21 protein-coding genes are annotated in these 16505 nt (G+C 44.6%); 2 read left to right on the forward strand and 19 right to left on the reverse strand.

Annotated elements, in window-relative coordinates:
- Window positions 1-102 precede the first annotated feature (102 nt).
- Window positions 103-1656 carry a glycosyl hydrolase family 18 protein gene (locus tag HPT30_RS12800; protein ID WP_246317057.1) on the forward strand — a complete coding sequence of 518 codons (1554 nt, stop codon included), beginning with the start codon at window positions 103-105 and terminating at the stop codon, window positions 1654-1656.
- A gap of 155 nt (window positions 1657-1811) precedes the next feature.
- Here HPT30_RS12800 and hisC read toward each other — a convergent pair whose 3' ends face one another.
- From hisC to HPT30_RS12825, 6 genes are all read right to left on the reverse strand, one after another.
- Window positions 1812-2867, reverse strand: coding sequence for a histidinol-phosphate transaminase (gene hisC / locus HPT30_RS12805; RefSeq protein WP_175371774.1), 1056 nt, complete (start codon window positions 2865-2867; stop codon window positions 1812-1814).
- A gap of 153 nt (window positions 2868-3020) precedes the next feature.
- Window positions 3021-3365 carry a thioredoxin family protein gene (locus HPT30_RS12810; RefSeq protein WP_175371775.1) on the reverse strand — a complete coding sequence of 115 codons (345 nt, stop codon included), beginning with the start codon at window positions 3363-3365 and terminating at the stop codon, window positions 3021-3023.
- Window positions 3362-3760 (reverse strand): rhodanese-like domain-containing protein, encoded by a 399-nt coding sequence (locus HPT30_RS30965; protein WP_376767033.1) that lies wholly within the window; start codon window positions 3758-3760, stop codon window positions 3362-3364. Before HPT30_RS30965 ends, HPT30_RS12810 begins: the two co-directional genes overlap by 4 nt.
- Window positions 3761-3775: 15 nt before the next feature.
- Window positions 3776-4702 carry a thioredoxin-disulfide reductase gene (trxB, locus tag HPT30_RS12815; protein WP_175371776.1) on the reverse strand — a complete coding sequence of 309 codons (927 nt, stop codon included), beginning with the start codon at window positions 4700-4702 and terminating at the stop codon, window positions 3776-3778.
- A 255-nt stretch (window positions 4703-4957) separates the two neighbouring features.
- On the reverse strand, window positions 4958-6091 hold the full coding sequence (locus tag HPT30_RS12820) for a flavin monoamine oxidase family protein (RefSeq protein ID WP_312876333.1): 1134 nt from the start codon (window positions 6089-6091) through the stop codon (window positions 4958-4960).
- 69 nt (window positions 6092-6160) lie between these two features.
- On the reverse strand, window positions 6161-6814 hold the full coding sequence (locus tag HPT30_RS12825; protein WP_175371778.1) for a metalloregulator ArsR/SmtB family transcription factor: 654 nt from the start codon (window positions 6812-6814) through the stop codon (window positions 6161-6163).
- 123 nt (window positions 6815-6937) lie between these two features.
- Between HPT30_RS12825 and HPT30_RS12830 the strand changes: the two genes are divergently transcribed.
- Window positions 6938-7900, forward strand: coding sequence for an alcohol dehydrogenase catalytic domain-containing protein (locus HPT30_RS12830; protein ID WP_175371779.1), 963 nt, complete (start codon window positions 6938-6940; stop codon window positions 7898-7900).
- A gap of 136 nt (window positions 7901-8036) precedes the next feature.
- Here HPT30_RS12830 and trxA read toward each other — a convergent pair whose 3' ends face one another.
- The 13 genes from trxA to HPT30_RS12895 form a co-directional block, all read right to left on the reverse strand.
- Window positions 8037-8351, reverse strand: coding sequence for a thioredoxin (gene trxA / locus HPT30_RS12835; RefSeq protein WP_175371780.1), 315 nt, complete (start codon window positions 8349-8351; stop codon window positions 8037-8039).
- 176 nt (window positions 8352-8527) lie between these two features.
- Window positions 8528-9100 (reverse strand): TetR/AcrR family transcriptional regulator, encoded by a 573-nt coding sequence (locus HPT30_RS12840; RefSeq protein ID WP_175371781.1) that lies wholly within the window; start codon window positions 9098-9100, stop codon window positions 8528-8530.
- Window positions 9101-9200: 100 nt separating this feature from the next.
- The gene (locus HPT30_RS12845) at window positions 9201-9971 is read right to left on the reverse strand and encodes an SDR family NAD(P)-dependent oxidoreductase (RefSeq protein ID WP_175371782.1); all 771 of its coding nucleotides are present in this window, start codon (window positions 9969-9971) and stop codon (window positions 9201-9203) included.
- Between the two features lie 50 nt (window positions 9972-10021).
- Window positions 10022-10165: a hypothetical protein gene (locus tag HPT30_RS12850; protein WP_175371783.1), complete on the reverse strand. Its 144-nt coding sequence runs from the start codon at window positions 10163-10165 to the stop codon at window positions 10022-10024.
- Between the two features lie 448 nt (window positions 10166-10613).
- The gene (gene arsA / locus HPT30_RS12855; RefSeq protein WP_175371784.1) at window positions 10614-12446 is read right to left on the reverse strand and encodes an arsenical pump-driving ATPase; all 1833 of its coding nucleotides are present in this window, start codon (window positions 12444-12446) and stop codon (window positions 10614-10616) included.
- Window positions 12443-12778 (reverse strand): arsenic metallochaperone ArsD family protein, encoded by a 336-nt coding sequence (locus tag HPT30_RS12860; RefSeq protein WP_175371785.1) that lies wholly within the window; start codon window positions 12776-12778, stop codon window positions 12443-12445. The genes arsA and HPT30_RS12860 overlap by 4 nt, the downstream gene beginning before the upstream one ends.
- 60 nt (window positions 12779-12838) lie before the next feature.
- On the reverse strand, window positions 12839-13138 hold the full coding sequence (locus tag HPT30_RS12865) for an ArsR/SmtB family transcription factor (protein WP_246317058.1): 300 nt from the start codon (window positions 13136-13138) through the stop codon (window positions 12839-12841).
- Between the two features lie 124 nt (window positions 13139-13262).
- Complete coding sequence (locus HPT30_RS30970) at window positions 13263-13463, reverse strand: GyrI-like domain-containing protein (protein ID WP_175371787.1); 201 nt, start codon at window positions 13461-13463, stop codon at window positions 13263-13265.
- Window position 13464: 1 nt separating this feature from the next.
- Complete coding sequence (locus HPT30_RS12875) at window positions 13465-14232, reverse strand: class I SAM-dependent methyltransferase (RefSeq protein ID WP_175371788.1); 768 nt, start codon at window positions 14230-14232, stop codon at window positions 13465-13467.
- Between the two features lie 21 nt (window positions 14233-14253).
- On the reverse strand, window positions 14254-14718 hold the full coding sequence (locus HPT30_RS12880; protein ID WP_175371789.1) for a GNAT family N-acetyltransferase: 465 nt from the start codon (window positions 14716-14718) through the stop codon (window positions 14254-14256).
- A 15-nt stretch (window positions 14719-14733) separates the two neighbouring features.
- Window positions 14734-15165, reverse strand: a complete 432-nt coding sequence (locus HPT30_RS12885) for a DUF3139 domain-containing protein (protein ID WP_246317062.1) — start codon at window positions 15163-15165, stop codon at window positions 14734-14736.
- Between the two features lie 67 nt (window positions 15166-15232).
- A complete protein-coding gene (locus HPT30_RS12890; protein ID WP_175371790.1) occupies window positions 15233-15964 on the reverse strand; it encodes an HAD-IA family hydrolase in 732 nt (243 codons plus the stop codon).
- A gap of 101 nt (window positions 15965-16065) precedes the next feature.
- Complete coding sequence (locus tag HPT30_RS12895) at window positions 16066-16500, reverse strand: hypothetical protein (RefSeq protein ID WP_175371791.1); 435 nt, start codon at window positions 16498-16500, stop codon at window positions 16066-16068.
- Between the last annotated feature and the right edge of the window lie 5 nt (window positions 16501-16505).

Below are 16505 nucleotides of genomic sequence, written 5' to 3' on the forward strand. Positions count from 1 at the left end.
GAGGGACAAAGAAATACAAATGAAAGGGCGTGGTCCGCCTGGAGAGGAGGGTATGGATAGGCTACTAGATTTTAAAATTCAAACCAAAAAGGAGAATTTGTGATGAACAAAAATCGAGTTAGCACTACCCCATCTATCAGTAAAATAGTTATGCTCCTCTTCTTGTCTTTCATTCTTGTGTCTTCGAGCCTTGTCGTGGGGCCAGCACAGCAGGCTGATGCCGCTCCTCTTCCTAAAAAAATCATTGCTTACGTGGCCGGCTGGGCCAACTTGACCGCGAATGATATCAAAGCAGAGCAATTGTCTCATATCAATTACTCCTTTGCCCTGATCTCCAACGGCAGAGCCACTATTACGAATAATGACCGTACAAATCTGCAAACTATGGTCGGACTGAAATCCAGAAATCCGGATTTAAAGGTTCTATTATCTGTCGGGGGCTGGGGTGCGAACGGTTTTTCTGATGCTGCACTTACAGACGCCTCCCGTACAACCTTTGCCGACAGCCTTGTGCAACTGGTGACCGCCAATAACTTGGATGGCGTCGATCTGGACTGGGAATATCCAACTAACCCTGCAGCAGGCACAACTGCACGGCCGCAGGATAAACAAAATTTCACCTTGCTTCTCTCGAAGGTTCGCGACAAACTGAACGCGCAAGGACAAATTAATGGCAAGCAGTACCTGCTGACTATTGCCGCTGGAGCCAGCAGCAGCTATCTGAATGGCGTAGAAATCAATAATATCACGCCCCTGCTGGACTGGATCAATCTGATGACGTACGATTTCCACGGAAGCTGGGATGCGACCACCGGTCACCATACGAATTTGTCCGGAAGAGATATTAGCGTAACCTCAGCGGTCAATTTATTCCGAAATGGCGGCGTTCCCGCAAGCAAACTGGTCATTGGCGGAGCTTTTTACGGCCGGTCCTGGACAGGTGTGCAGAATAGCAATAATGGCCTCGACAGACCTGGCTCCGGGGGCTTCGAACCCGATTACAACACGATTGTCAGCCAGTATTTGAATAAGAACGGATATACACGGTATTGGGACAGCAGTGCACAAGCCCCTTACTTGTTTAATGGAAATACCTTCATCTCTTATGACGATCCGCAATCGCTCACTCTGAAGGTACAATATGTGAAGAATAATGCTCTGGGCGGCATTATGTTCTGGGAGTACAGCAATGACAGATCTGGTGCACTGCTTCAGGCCATTTACTCCGAGGTAACTGGTAATGTGACACCCAATCCAACAGGATACTCCTATCTGGTTGCCCAAGCCAATCAGCAAATCGTCTCTGCTGAAAACTACGGTAATGAGCAATTGGTTGCCAACAGAGCAGCCGCAGGAGACTGGGAGCTTTTTGAATTAGTCACGAACTCGGATGGCACCGTGTCCCTCAAGTCCAAAATCAATAGCAGGTATGTCACCGCTGATCTCAATACAGGTGGTGCACTGATCGCCAAAGCTACAACCATCCAGCAGTGGGAGAAGTTTAATCGTGTGGATTTAGGGAATGGCACGATTGCACTGCAAGCACTGGCCAATAACCTTTATGTTACCTGTGATTTAAATAACGGAGGCAAGCTGGTTGCCAGCCGCACGGCTGTGGGCGGGGCCTGGGAGGCTTTCCGGGTGAGCAACAACTAATCGAGGGCATGGGAGCGGCAGACCTTCACCTTAATGAAAGGTAGAATCTCTCTATGATCTGCTCGATGAGCAGAGATATTTTCACAAGCACAGTAAAAGCCAGCCGGTCTCCAGTAACACGTGGACTCGCTGGCTTTTCAATAATAGGTATACATTTAATCGCCAAGAAACTCTATCAGCTGCTCCAGTAGCACATCCATCTCATCATCCGTCCCCACACTGATTCTCAGCTGATCCGAGAGCCGCGGGGCGTCAAAATAACGGACATAAATCTGCTTCGACTTCAAAAATTCGTAAATCTCACCGGCAGTGTGATGCTGTGGCTTACATAGCAGGAAATTTGCCTGCGAAGGCAGCACTTCAAAACCAAGGCTAATTAACGTCTCACGGACCCGTTCGCGGGTAGCAACAACCTGCTTAATGGTCTTTTGCAAATACAGCTGATCTTCAAAGGCCGCTGCAGCCATGAGTTGACTGAGATGACTGACATTGTAGGAATCCCGGCATTTATCCAAGGCATCCACCAGCATGGGGGCCGCTAAGCAGAACCCTACCCGAATACCGCACAGTGAATGAGATTTGGAAAAGGTCCGCAGCACCACTAGGTTCGGATAACGTGCAACTAACTCATAAGCTGATGCCGTTGCTGGCGCAAAGTCGATATATGCCTCATCGATAACTACTAGCCCCTCATAGTTCTGAAGCAGGTATTCAATCTCGGCGAGCGGTAACAGCAGTCCCGTCTGTGCATTAGGGTTAGCGATAAAGATGCCTTTAGCCCCTGTATTAATGAGAGCTTCTATATCAATGGAGAAATCATCACGTGTCGGCACATATTCGGTATGCACTCGATGAATGTCCGCGATCGTCTTGTACAGGGTGTATGTAGGATAAGGAGTGGCGATAGAATCTCCTTCTTCCAGACAGATTTGAAACAGATACGCAATAATCTCGTCAGAACCGTTGCCGCAGAACACATGCCCGGAACTAAGATTAAAATGCGTCCCGATTAACGTCCTTAATCTTTGGCTGGTGGCGTCCGGATAATAGCGAAGCTGTCCATAATCGAACTCACTCAGTATCTCCTTCACCCGTGGCGACGGCGGATATGGATTCTCATTGGCGTTAATCTTGATCACTCGCCCGTCCATCTGCGGCTGAATCCCCGGCACATAAGGCGCTAGCTGCTCTATCGTCTGCTTAATGTACATAGACTCTCTCCCCCAACTCAATAAATTGAGATCTTTTCAAAGAGAATACCAAGTACAGGAAAATAATTCAATTATAGAATGCTAGACCTTTGCAACAATCACCAATCCAAGCCGTGCGCTTCAATAAACTTACTGGTTGCATCTGCCCGTTATCTATAGATACCTTTCCTGATGTAACGTATAGATCTGCTCTAATTGCTCCTGAAGCCGGTCGAAGACTACAAACCGGTCGGCTCTGATGTACTCCCTCTGACCTGCCATTAGCAGCATCACAGGCACTGTGAAAATCAAAAATTGTGACGCCACCTCTTCCACTACATTAGCATCAATATGTCCGAGGTGAATTTGCGGGTATGCATCCAGCAGTTCTCTTAGCTTGGGCAGGATCGCATGGCATACACTGCACTCCGGTCTGGACACGTACAGAAAGCTCAGCTCATTCTTTTCAAGGAACTCATGAGCCATTTCAATTGAAGTTATTTCTGTAATTTCTTTCATACGGAATCTCCATTCAAAGGTTCATGAACACTGCTCAAGTGTTTGAGAACCGGGCCGCGAACCGCATATAATCGGCGAAATCCCCTTCTGTGCAGAATCCGAGCGGCCTTCTTGCTTTTACAATAATTATCCGCCAGGATCATCACTGCATCCCCGGAGGATAAACTCTGATTCCACACAAAGGGCAAGCGGCCCAGCGATATGTTAATCGTGTCAGGGATGTGTTCCTTGTCGTATAAAACGGCATCCCTGACATCGAGTACTTTAATAGAGGATGGCGCAACCATCAGACTGTCCTGTAAATTCATTCGCAAGCACGATAACGATGGAACCGGCCAAAGCTGAAGCACCATCCATACTAGAGCAATAATAAGGGCTGTATATATAACAGTCATGTCTTTGGCTATCGCTCAATGTCCCAACGCATCGACAAACTTCTCACTGTCAATGGCCGCCATACTGCCACTGCCTGCTGCAGTAATGGCTTGCCGGTAGCGGCTGTCCTGCACATCGCCACAAGCGAAAACCCCGGGAATATTCGTCTCAGATGTACCTGGCACCGTTATAATATATCCGTTATCATCTGTGGTGATCTGTCCATTCAGGAAACCTGTGTTAGGTCTGTGCCCAATAGCCACGAATACACCGTCCGCATGTATCACTTCTTCTTCCCCAGTAGTATTGTTGATGACTCTCAGTCCCGAGACTCCCCGCTCACCAGCAGCGACTTCTATAGGTGTTTTATTCAGCGCCCATTGTATCTTTTCGTTAGCGCGGGCACGGTCTTGCATAATTTTAGAAGCCCTCAATTCCTCACGACGGTGAACCAATGTGATTTTGGAAGCAAAACGGGTCAGGAAGTTGGCTTCCTCCAGCGCAGTATCTCCCCCGCCGACTACGATCAGCTCTTTGCCACGGAAAAAGAATCCGTCACAGGTGGCACATGTACTTACGCCACGTCCGACATTTTCTTGTTCGCCCGGAATGCCCAGATACTTGGCGCTTGCCCCAGTAGAGATAATCAGTGTTTCCGTTACAATCTCACCTTTGCCCTCCACTTGCAGCTTAAATGGACGTTCGGATAAATCTGCTTGGTTTACCCAGCCTGTAAAAAATTCAGCGCCGAAGCGCTCGGCTTGTTTACGCATATTGTCCATCAGCTCGGGCCCCAGAATGCCTTCTGGGAAACCGGGAAAGTTCTCGATTTCAGTTGTAGTGGTTAACTGACCTCCTGGTTCGGGTCCTTCAATCACCAGTGGATTCATATTGGCACGAGCCAGATAGATCGCTGCGGTCAGCCCGGCAGGACCTGTACCTACGATTACGGATTTATACATTTTGCACCCCTCCATGTTTTTTATCATGCTGGTACGCTTCATTTTAAATTTAATAATCACTCACAATTCGAAAACAACTATTCAATTGAATAATTGAATTATAATCCTGATGGGGTTCTTCGTCAAGCCACAAGTTACTATTACAAATTAAAGTGCTTCATCTTCGCTTCATAGGCTTCTCAAGCATCATTTACCAACAACAAAAGCACAGCCTTAAGCGGCCGTGCCCCGAAACAACTCTATAAGCGTACAGACTCATACATGTGTTTGGTACAACTGAATGACTTCGGAAACCACCTGTTCGGCTGACTGAAGCGCACCTTCCAGATGCCCGCCGTGTTCAGGCGAGGTTTCGGTTCCGGCAAAAAAGATTTTCTTGCTCCAAGCCCCCGCTCCGCTCAGACGCCCATAATTAGGGAAGTCGGCGAGTGGTGTGGAATCCTCCTCCACAGCTGTCTCCGGGTCCATCGACCAATCTTTGTAAAGGAGCCCGCTCATCGCTTCAGCAGATGGACCCAAGAGGCGAGACAGTTGCTCAACCACGAGGCTCAGGACTTTGTCCTCCCCAAGTTCCCGCCTCATCTCAGCCCTCATCCCGAAGAAGCCAAAGAGCGCACCGGAGCCTGTAGCTGGTGAGGCATCATGAATCTCCTGCAGCGGTCCAACCCAACTGGAAACAAGACCGGAAAGACCATCTTGCCGCCAAAAGGGGGTGTCATAGACTGCAACCACCTTGGCCTGTCCCGCCATCCAAGTCGGTTTGTCCATCAGACTGGCCATAAGTTCAGATGGAAGAGCCGGCGAAAATGTAATATGACGAGCCACGAGTCGAGGTGGTAACGCCAGGATCACTGCACTTGCGGCTATGCTTTTCTGTGTACCATCAGGAAAGTCCGCTCCAAGGGTAATGGTCTGATCCTCGCCAGCCCGAATCGAGGTGACCCGCGTATTCAGTTGAATCGTACCTGGTGGGAGCGTAGCTGCTACAGCATCGATAAGACACCGCACCCCTCCAGTGAGGCGCATAGAACGTTCCACTGTACCTTCTGCCAGCATAAAACGCTGCGCGGGTTCATTCTTGTATCGCTCAGATAACATGGCTCCTTCGGTATGCTGAGCAAAGACTTCTAAATCTAGCTCTTGAACCAGACTGGCGATCATCGGCTCATATTGCGGCCAGAACCATGTTGGTCCAAGGTCAAACTTGCCGAGTTCAGGCTTGTCCGGGGCTTCTAGGCTTAAGACTCTACCGCCGAACCGCTCTCGTGATTCCAGAACCACGCAAGGAATTCCTTGTGAAATAAGCAAAGACGCCGCACGCAGTCCACTTAAGCCAGCTCCGACAATGACCACTGGATCATTACTTTTCTCTTCTATCTCTACTTTCACCCTCATAAACCTCCAATAATAAATCAACAGGGTCGATAAATGCTGTCTACCTCACATCGCTGACATTCATCAGTCTCTATTCCATTCGTGTACGCCTTCATCTATGCGATAGGCTGTGAAGCCTCTATTCTGCATATGCTCTACAGCCTGTGTTGTATAAGAGCAATAAGGCCCTCTGCAATAAGCAGCCAGCTCAATATGACATGGTACCGTATGCAAATACTCATCCAGTTCCTCCAAAGGAACAGATAGAGCCCCTTGAATATGCTCGGCTTCGTATTCATCCCTTGGGCGAATATCCAGCACAATTACTGCATTCGTCTCCATCTTTTGCAGCAGCTCCTGCTTTGAAATCGTCTGTACCCCTTCATATTGCTTCAGCAGATCCTCTTTGATCCGCGGCAAATCAGAAAGCCGGTTCTCAGAGACGTTCCACAAAGACATTAGAAAATCTATAACTGCAGGATCGCCCAACGAATAGATGGCATAGGTCCCTTTTTTACTGAACTTCACCAATCTTGCTTCCAATAAAATTTGCAGATGACGCGATACATTCGCCACACTCATGCCGGTCTGCTCAGCCAAGCACTCGACGCTTTTGGAGCCATTGGAGAGAAGATCCATAATCTCAAGTCTTTTATCACTGGATAAACATTTACCGATGCGAGCATATTGCTGATAGACTCTCTCTTTGATAGATGTATCCGTATTGATGGAATTCATACAAATTCCTTCTTTCCTAATTCAATTGAATAATTGAATTATAACTTTTTTTCATTTATACTTCAAGTGTTCCTAATGTACACGGATATGCATACTTATTATTACCCCTAAGGAGGAAAATACATGAAGACGATGAAGGCCATGCAAATTCCGGCCAAAGGTGACAAGATGCAATGTGTCGAAGTACCGGTCCCTCAACCTGAAGCAGATCAAGTGCTGCTGCGTGTCGAAGCCTGCGGCGTATGCAACGGTGACGCATTAGCTATTAGAGGCGCTGCCTCACAATATCCGCGTATTCCCGGACATGAGGTGATCGGAATCGTTGAGGCACTTGGTACCGATGTCACGAAGTGGAAGATTGGGCAAAGAGTCGGCATCGGGTGGCATGGCGGACATGCACAGGTCACAGGGTTGACCATGGACGGTGGCTACGCTGAGTATATGGTTGCTTACGAAGACAGCTTATCCAGCATTCCAGACGGGTTAACTGCATTAGAAGCGGCACCGCTGATGTGCGCAGGAGAAACTACATTCACTGCTCTAAGAAATAGCAAAGCCAGACCTGGAGATCTCGTAGCAATACTCGGAATCGGCGGTTTAGGGCACCTGGCTGTTCAATACGCTCACAAAGCAGGCTTCAACACAGTGGCCATCTCTCGCGGGCCCGATAAGGAGGCCTTAGTGCGTGGGCTTGGAGCACACCACTACATTGATTCGGACACAGAAAATCCCGCTCAAGCACTACAGGCATTAGGCGGAGCCAAAGTCATTCTAGCCACAGCACCGAACGCCAAGGCCATTTCCGCGCTTCTGGGCGGACTGTCTTCTGACAGCGAACTCATTATTGTAGCCGGCTCCGGAAAACCACTGGAATGGTCAGCAATGGACTTTTTGAAGGGCCCTCATACCGTTCGCGGCTCATTTACCGGACATGCTCCAGAGGTAGAACAAGCCATTAAATTCAGTGTACTGACAGATGTAAGGCCGATGATTGAGACGTTCCCTCTGGAACGTGCCGGCGAAGCCTTTGACCGGGTGATGAACGCGGAAGCCCGCTTTCGTCCTGTGCTGCACATTTCCGGTTAATTATGTTGAGAAGTGGAGCGTTTTTTTTCAATAAAAGAAGGGCGTTCTTTTCATTACTACTACAGAGTTTCCCTATAGTACAAAAATCCCGACAGCGCTTGTACTAAGCACCGCCGGGATTTTTAACCCCTGGCAATTACACCAGGTTCAAGATTTTATCCTTCAAAACATTCTTCGGATTGACGCCGACCATTGTGTCGACCAGTTGTCCATCCTTGAACAACAACAGTGTCGGAATACTTCTCACGCCGAATTGAGAAGCCAATTCTGGTTCATTGTCCACATTCACTGTGGCAAGAGTTGCTTGACCGGACATTTCGCCTGCCAGCTCTTCAACGATTGGAAGCTGGATTTTACATGGCCCACACCAAGGGGCCCAAAAATCAACCAAAGTAACACCAGATTGAATTTCGTTTTGAAAAGATTGTTTAGTCAGTGCAGTTGCTCCCATAGGAATAGCCTCCTTGTGTATATGAATATAATATATTCAATTGAATAATTGAATTATAGACAAAAGAAAACTTTTCGTCAAGGGGTAATCTTTTTTCGATACAAATTTATACATAGAAAAGAGCCCATCCTCAGATGGACTCTCTTTCTGACACCTAACCAACAGGCACACGATCTTTATTTCAGACTCGACATACAACTCGATACCAGCGTATCAAAATAATGAATATCTCCTAACGAGCGTGTCATTAATTGAGCCCCCTGCACAAAGGCAACCAAAATCTTCGCCTGCTCTCCAGTACTGATCGAGAAATTAAAGGCTCCCTCTTCTTGCCCTTGTGCCAGCACATCCTCAACCCAGCTTTCATTCGCACGGAAAAAAAGATTGAGCTCAGCACGTATCTCCTCAGGAAAAGAATGAAGCTCCGCAGCCATCATCGAACACAGACATAACTTGGCGTTATCCTCCAGTGTCTCCCGGTACAATCCAAAAAAGCCGGTAAGCTTGCCTTGAGAATCAAGGTCTTGCTCCTTTACCGCCTGTAGCCGGTCCATAAAATCCTTGCGATACTGGAGTAGCACAGCCTGTACTAAGTCCTGTTTAGAAGGAAAATGGTAGTGAATGCTCGCTTTGCGAATGCCAACAGCCTCGGCAATATCCGCATAGCTGAAGCCGTTATATCCGCGTTCCTGCACCAGCTGCAGACCAATATCCATAATACTTTGCAGTGTGTTTTTTTTCGTATTCATACAAAAAATCTACCATTCAGTAAGTATGCTGTCAACTTCCTTCCTCTTCTCTCCAAAAAAGAAGGGCCAATCACGATGGCGATTGACCCTGACATAACATTTATCTCAGACGGGCTGTTACCCCTCCGTCGAGTGGCATGACGACACCCGTAATCCAGGCCGCTGAATCACTGGCCAAGAACAAAATAGCTTCCGCTACATCCAGCGGACTTCCGTTGCGTCCGATCGGATGGAATGCGTTGAAGCTTGGCAGTACTTTTGCCACCTCTTCTTCACTCATAAAGGTGTTATAGATCGGAGTTTCCACCACAGCTGGTGCTACCGCGTTCACCCGAATTTGATCCCCAGCCAGTTCAATTGCCAGGTTGCGTGTCAGAGCGTGACGTCCTGCCATCGCAGCAGAGTACGCTGAAGACGGCGTAGCTTCTACAGCTTGAATCGCCCACATCGAGCCAGTGTTCACAATGGCACCGCCGCCTCTTTTCTTCAATTCAGGCACTACGGCTTGCGAAGGATAGAACGTTCCTTTAACAATCGTATCCAGATAAGATTCCAGATCGTCTGGCGTATGGTCCAAGAATGGAGTTGGATTAAATTTGCCGGTGTTGTTGACCAGCACATCAATACCGCCGAAGTTTTCAACGGCTGCTTTCACAAGATTGGCTGAGGTTTCAGGAAGGCTAATGTCGCCGGATACCGCCAGCACTCTTTTACCAGATGGATCGATTTCAAGGGCCGTTTGCTTCAAAACATCATCGCGGCGGCCGTTAATGACAACATTCGCTCCTTCTTCAAAAAAACGCTTAGCTGTAGTCTTACCGATGCCTGTTCCTCCACCTGTAACGATAACTGTTTTATTTTCAAATTTCATTGGATTCACTCCTCAAGTTGATTAGTTAATTAGATTAGTTAGTGTTTCATCTATTCTTCAATGATCAATTCACTATTCAGCCGAATCGCATTGGCTACATTCCAACGGTTGGGCGATGTGCGCGTCACGTTCTCATGAATTCGTTGCCATTGCTCAGGCGTTCCATGCCCAGACACAGTCACTTTATACTGCAATTCTTCATACCCAGGCTTAATATTCTCATCCAGACCTAGAAAGCCGCGAAGATCCAGCGTGCCTTGCTCGGATCATCTGCAACGCTTCCTGCAAATTGCTTGAGCGCATCTACATCAATCCCGTTAATGAGCTGTCGGTTTGTATTCATTTTGTTGACATCACTCCTTTTTTACCTACTAATAGGTAGTTAATCGTTATAATGATTCCTCTATAATTCATTTTCTTGAATCTTACTTCTTATTGCTTATCGCTTACTTCGTATTCCCAATGTCGAGCAATGTGCGGATCACCGAAGTACACGTTTATATTACCTACTAGAAGGTAGATTGTCAAGATGGGATTGTTTTCTATTCTTTTCACTTTTCAAATTGTATTAAAAAAACTCCTACCAGAGAAAGCTCTCTAGTAGAAGTTATGTTGTTTAACTCTAATCCTCCAATAAAATGCTTAGCAACAGCTAGTTTTAGGTCCACAGCAGCCCTCATTGGTGCGTGATCCCGGCAGTATCGAGACTCCGTCTTTATTCATCTTATGTTGCTGCTCACCACCGTGCTCCTCGTTGGATTGCCAAGGCAATACAACATAGTGGCTACCCGAGATTTCTTCCACTCGCTGGATCCAAGTTCGCTCACTTGCTGCGCGTTGCTGTAGAATGGCATCTTTGGTTCCGGTAAGGGCCATGCTTTGGTTAATCAACCACCACTTGGGATGAATCCCCGCTCGTCTTAGATCAGCCGTGAGTCTTTCCGCTTCGAACACCGGCGTAACTTCTGCATGGGTGACGATGATGACTGCCGTCTCCTCTTCGTTTCTCAACCGTGGCAATAATTTTTTCACAGATGGCGGCACTTCTCCCGAAGCATTCGCAATTTCCTTATGATACGATTCTGTCGCATCGAGCAGTAACAGCGTATGACCGGAGGGCGCCGTATCAATCACTACGATTTCGTTATCTGCTCTATCCACCAGATCAGCAAACGCACGAAACACTGCGATTTCTTCAGTACACGGTGAATTTAATTCTTCCTCTGCATAGGCGATACTTTGTTCATCCATAGTTTCTCGCGCTTTATCCAGGACTTCTTGACGATACTTCTCCACTTCAACTTTTTGATCAATTTTGCTCATGCTGAGTAGGCCTTTAATGTTGTCGTGCATGATTTGGTCTAGCTGTGTTGCAGGATCTGTCGTCGTAAGATGTACCTTTAGACCGCGTGCTGCCAAACCAACAGCGATAGCGTTCGCAATCGTGGTTTTCCCGACGCCACCTTTTCCCATTGTAAAAATAACACGTTGACCCTTAGCTTCAATGTCGTCCAAAATTGCGGCTAGCCCTGAAACCTTTAATTCTGCCGTGTTCATTTCAGGATTAGAAACATCTTGCTCATCAGCGAATAAACGACGAACATTGGCGACCCCGGCCACATTAAACGACACCAATGGTACGGCATAGGTTGGCAGAGATTGCAGTAAAGTAGATTGTTGAGCTAGTGCGTCTTGTTGCCGCTTCGTATACGCTGTCGCAGTGCTATCACCAGTTAGTGGCTTCATTAATAGGCCGTTGACAATAAGCATTTGATTCTTTATTCCTGTCTCCGCCAATTCCTGGGACGCACGTGCAGCTTCCTTCAGCGGTGCGTGATCCGGCCTTGTTACAAGCACAAGAGACGTTTGCCGTGGATCGCTGAGCACATCGACCGTTTGCTTATACACTTCTTTTCGCTTATCCAATCCAGCAAGTAATCCGCCCTGAGTTGTGCCTTCCTTACTGTTGTGCAGAAACTCATTCCAAGCATTAGGGAGTTGCAGAAGACGCAGAGTATGTCCCGTTGGCGCTGTATCAAAAATAATATGATCAAACGATTCTGTTAACGCCTGATCGGTTAGCAAATGAGAAAATTCATTAAAAGAAGCAATCTCAACTGTGCAAGATCCGGATAGCTGTTCTTCCATCTGATTAATCACAACTTCCGGCAGCTTACCGCGATAGGGTCCCACAACATCCTCACGATAACGGGCTGCAGCCTCCTCCGGGTCCAGGTTAGTGACGAACAAATTAGGAACTTCCGGGATCGACTTATAGTTCATATCCAAATCCATTTGAAAAACATCCTGCAAATTAGAGGCTGGATCGGTGCTGACTAATAGCACTCTTTTTCCCTGATCCGCTAAGGCTACTGCTGTCGCACATGCCGTTGAAGTTTTTCCTACGCCCCCTTTTCCTGTGAAAAATAAATAAGGTGTAACTTGGATTTGGCTCACATCAAATGAAGGTATCATATCGATTCTCCTTTGCCTTCAAGTCGTTCAAGGGACATTGTCGTCCACTCAGATAGTTCCTCATTGGTAGGTAATGAACGTGTCTTCACAACAACGCCATTGAGTAAAGTAATAGGCAGGCTGCTGGGATCACTCGCTAGTGCTTCCTTAACTGCCTCATTCTCTTCAAACTTCGTTGTATCACTCAGAAGGTTATATCCACTAACATCGAACCCTGCTTGAGATAACTGGCTAACGGCTACCGCAAAGCGAATCGATGCCCGTTTTTCTTCCGGGTTAGTGACACCTGTTGAGCAGCAGCCTCCGGATTCGAACACTTCTATTTTGATCATTTAAAAAAGACCTCCAATTCATCAATTTTTTTTGATGTATTATTTAAAAATTTTACCCGCTTATCCTTTCGGCGGGTAAAAAATACAACAAACGTCGTCAGACAATAAATACTGCATGGCCTCTTCATTAATTCTGTAGTAATTCCAGCGGCCTTCTTTGCGGCATTTCAGCAAATCTGCATCGAGCAACAATTTGAGATGATAAGATAGCTTAGATTGCGGCAGATCCACGATCGCCTCCAAATCACACACACATACCTCAGAACGCTTATTGATCTCATATAGAATCGACAAGCGCTTCTGATCTGCTAACGCTTTGAACTTTCGTTCATAGTTAGCAAACAGTAGCGAATGCTCCATGGTTATTATCACCATCCAATGCATCAATTTTTTTTGATGTATTCATCATATGCTACATAACTGGATAAGTCAAATCATAATACTCAATCGTATCAAGTTCATCCAATTCATAACTACAGTCCGGCTACCAAACTCCATATATACAGTTGTATGTATGTTTTAGATTATTTAGTGAACCCTTATGCGTGAAAACGGCATACTTTGAGCTAAGTATTGTTCTTTGGATCATTCCGGAAGGGACTGGTTTAAGATCGATCCCCTCAATGCTTGCAATATAAGTAAAGTTACTTTCGTCCGTAATCTCTGGATAGTTTAACGAGAACAAATCATTTCCTGGCTAAATACAAGTCGATCGTATCATAAACATTTAACACATCACCAAATTTTATAATGGCTTCTTTAATCTCAGTTTCAAACCTTTCTTTTGTAATGGATGGCATAGTTCTATGGTCTGAGTATGTATTCAATAATGCGATGTAGTCAGTCGAAGAAAAGCTTCTAGTTAAATGATATAGCTTAAACACAACATCTCTAAATCCATAAGCTTGAATAGTTTTGGATATGTTGTTATATCTTGCAGTGTCATGTTCTATAATCTTGGTATTAGAGGGTCTATATTTTTGATAGATGGCTTGAATATGCTGATGTAATTCATCATTTTCTCGTGCTACAAAGGGCCGGTTCCAAAATAATGCTAGTGTCCCATCGTTCTTTAATAACTTCAAGACTTTAGGATAGCTCACTTCTTCTGGAATCCAATGAAATGCAGTAGCTGAATAAATTAAATCTATGCTGTTATCGGGGCATTCAAACTCTTCAAATGTAGTATTGCATACCGTAAAATTTTCAAACTCTCGGAACTTTAATCTTGAATATTCTGCGAGGCCTGTTCCTAATTCAATTGCTGTTAATTCACAGCCTGTTTCCAAAAAAGGTCTTGTAGCCTGACCTGTGCCAATACCAATCTCAATTGCTTTGTTATCTTGTTCAATTTGAGCGTGGGCCATAATATCTTGGAATAACTTATCACAATAGGTGGGTCTCCACTTATCGTAGTTCTCCACATCCTCATTAAATGTAAGTCGCTTATCCATAAATATCATCCTCCCGCTCACTCACTCACTTATATTCTTCATCATAATAATATCTCTGCCGTATTCTTCAGATTCAACTACATCGATTTTATGATACCCAAGCTTCTCATAGAAACTTTGTGCCGTTATACTACTAGGTAGTTTAAGCGATGTGATTCCAGTATTACGGGCAACTCCTTCAATGAAATTAATAAGTATCCGTCCAATGCCTAAATGATGATGGTCTTTATCAACAAAAAGCGTATAGATAGTATCCCTATCCAAACTAATAGTTCCGATAATCGTATTATTCATAACAGCCACAAACACTTTCCTACGCTCTGATAAACTGACGAGATACTCCGGCGTAAAAATACTATACATATTAGTAATGATCTTCTCGGGATAATCTTTACTGTTAACGTGTGCTAGATTGTCTCGAATAATGGTTGAGATTTTTTGACTATCCTCTTTAGTGAATTCTCTAATTTTAATTTTTTCATTCATGAAACCCACCCCTGTTTATTCTAATGGAACAAAATGTTTCAATTCCGATTTAGTAATACCTTTTTCTCTGCCTTCTTGTGTCAATCTATGACTAAACTGCAGTACTTCATTATGTGCAAAATATACATATTCAACATCTGGTTCATCTTTAAAAATGACTACCGCATAAAATGGCGGTAATTTTATTCCCCATACTCCTTTTACGGACGCTATTTCTTCTCTACTATATTTCTTTTCTTCTATCAGATAGTTCGTTACTCTATTTGCATATTTAATTTTGTTTACCTGAACGTAAGCAACAGGTGTTATTACTAATGCGGTTACTAGAATGCCTACTATGATTATTAGAATTTTTATTTTCGTCGTCATTACAATAATCCTCTCACCTTTCTCAATTTTTATTTTGAGATTTTCTTTTCTTGAGACTTCATAATTTAGCCACCTCATCTCCACAAAACAACCCAGCCTTAGATAACTCTTATCTTAAGCCGGGTCGTTTGTTGTCTCTATCGAATTATTTTATTTTTTTCATAAGGTCATTTAAGTTTCGTACTATTGAATGTCTGGGACTAGTAATCCTAGTATATAAATACTGCTTTATATCCCGGCTCAATATCATAGAGTGAATTCCAAGCCGCTCGGCGCCATCACAGTTGCTAATGTTATCATCAACGAATATAGCCTCAGATGGAGAGACTTCCAGCTCTTCAAGAGCAGCCTTGTACATTAACTCATGTGGTTTGCTGATCCCTTTTATTGAGGAAATAATAAAGGATGAAAAGTAATCCCTTAACCCAGCTTGTGTAAATACATTATCCAAAGATGGCCAAGCATCCGAAACAACAGCCAGCTTATAAGTTTTGCTCAACTCTGGTATTAATTCTATAGCATCACTATAGAATTTGTACTTAGCATAATTAAAAACTAAATCAGACGCGATAGCTTTGATCAGTTCCTCATCTAATCCTAACTGAGGTAATTCAGCTGCGAAAATTCTATAGAACTCAATGAAATGATGGAATTCTTCCTCTTCATTTCTAATCAAGTTCTGCTTTGATATATATGTATTTGCTTTATGAAATGCTTTATTTCTAATCTGCTTGTCTATTGATCGGAATATCTTCTCATCGATAAAGTTAAAAAAGTTGGGGCTAATAAACCAATGCCCTGTAACAGGACCATTTAACACCTTACCTGAATCGAAAAGGATTGCTTTAATACCGGTATTAGAGGTTCGATAACTCATATTCTTATACCCTCTTCTCGAAAATGTATAGGTCATCTTCTAACCTAACTTTGCTGAATCCGCATCCGGCAATTCCTTTCAAGCTGGCTCGCCTAGAATTCTCATTTAATTGTTATGTTTTGCCGCCTTAGCCATGCCTTCAAGTCATTTCTATGCGTTTCTTTTTCTATGCCCTTAAAATCAAACCGGATTACACGTTGGGACCACCTTTTCTTACTGGTTTCAAATTCTATATAATATTTATTGATATTGGTATATTTTATTTCATTAGCTTCAAGAGATACACCATCAATGATCACATTGCTATCTGTTATAACAATGCTTCGTTTTTTCCTAATCTCTTTTATCATCGATACTCCAACGACACTTATCAATGCTATTAATATTACTATGTAAATTTCTTTCCATTGCTCCAGGTCCCAAATCTGATGAATTAATATTGAAAAAATGCCCATCATACTAAAAAATGCTGCGTATTTAGCCCCTAAGTACGGCAAACTAATTTGATATTCATTGTTATTTATATAGTCTTTCATGCTGT

It is taken from the genome of Paenibacillus agri (assembly GCF_013359945.1).
GTDB lineage: Bacteria > Bacillota > Bacilli > Paenibacillales > Paenibacillaceae > Paenibacillus_AQ > Paenibacillus_AQ agri.

Bases quoted from the DNA above. Each gene is read 5' to 3' on its own strand.
- HPT30_RS12895 (WP_175371791.1), bottom strand. From the start codon at position 16,500: ATGAAAGACTATATAAATAACAATGAATATCAAATTAGTTTGCCGTAC.
- arsA (WP_175371784.1), bottom strand. From the start codon at position 12,446: ATGATACCTTCATTTGATGTGAGCCAAATCCAAGTTACACCTTATTTA.
- HPT30_RS12800 (WP_246317057.1), top strand. From the start codon at position 103: ATGAACAAAAATCGAGTTAGCACTACCCCATCTATCAGTAAAATAGTT.
- trxA (WP_175371780.1), bottom strand. From the start codon at position 8,351: ATGGGAGCAACTGCACTGACTAAACAATCTTTTCAAAACGAAATTCAA.
- trxB (WP_175371776.1), bottom strand. From the start codon at position 4,702: ATGTATAAATCCGTAATCGTAGGTACAGGTCCTGCCGGGCTGACCGCA.
- HPT30_RS12865 (WP_246317058.1), bottom strand. From the start codon at position 13,138: ATGGAGCATTCGCTACTGTTTGCTAACTATGAACGAAAGTTCAAAGCG.
- HPT30_RS12845 (WP_175371782.1), bottom strand. From the start codon at position 9,971: ATGAAATTTGAAAATAAAACAGTTATCGTTACAGGTGGAGGAACAGGC.
- hisC (WP_175371774.1), bottom strand. From the start codon at position 2,867: ATGTACATTAAGCAGACGATAGAGCAGCTAGCGCCTTATGTGCCGGGG.
- HPT30_RS12825 (WP_175371778.1), bottom strand. From the start codon at position 6,814: ATGAATTCCATCAATACGGATACATCTATCAAAGAGAGAGTCTATCAG.
- HPT30_RS12880 (WP_175371789.1), bottom strand. From the start codon at position 14,718: ATGAATGAAAAAATTAAAATTAGAGAATTCACTAAAGAGGATAGTCAA.
- HPT30_RS12810 (WP_175371775.1), bottom strand. From the start codon at position 3,365: ATGAAAGAAATTACAGAAATAACTTCAATTGAAATGGCTCATGAGTTC.
- HPT30_RS12840 (WP_175371781.1), bottom strand. From the start codon at position 9,100: ATGAATACGAAAAAAAACACACTGCAAAGTATTATGGATATTGGTCTG.
- HPT30_RS12875 (WP_175371788.1), bottom strand. From the start codon at position 14,232: ATGGATAAGCGACTTACATTTAATGAGGATGTGGAGAACTACGATAAG.
- HPT30_RS12885 (WP_246317062.1), bottom strand. From the start codon at position 15,165: ATGAGGTGGCTAAATTATGAAGTCTCAAGAAAAGAAAATCTCAAAATA.
- HPT30_RS12830 (WP_175371779.1), top strand. From the start codon at position 6,938: ATGAAGACGATGAAGGCCATGCAAATTCCGGCCAAAGGTGACAAGATG.
- HPT30_RS30965 (WP_376767033.1), bottom strand. From the start codon at position 3,760: ATGACTGTTATATATACAGCCCTTATTATTGCTCTAGTATGGATGGTG.
- HPT30_RS12860 (WP_175371785.1), bottom strand. From the start codon at position 12,778: ATGATCAAAATAGAAGTGTTCGAATCCGGAGGCTGCTGCTCAACAGGT.
- HPT30_RS12890 (WP_175371790.1), bottom strand. From the start codon at position 15,964: ATGAGTTATCGAACCTCTAATACCGGTATTAAAGCAATCCTTTTCGAT.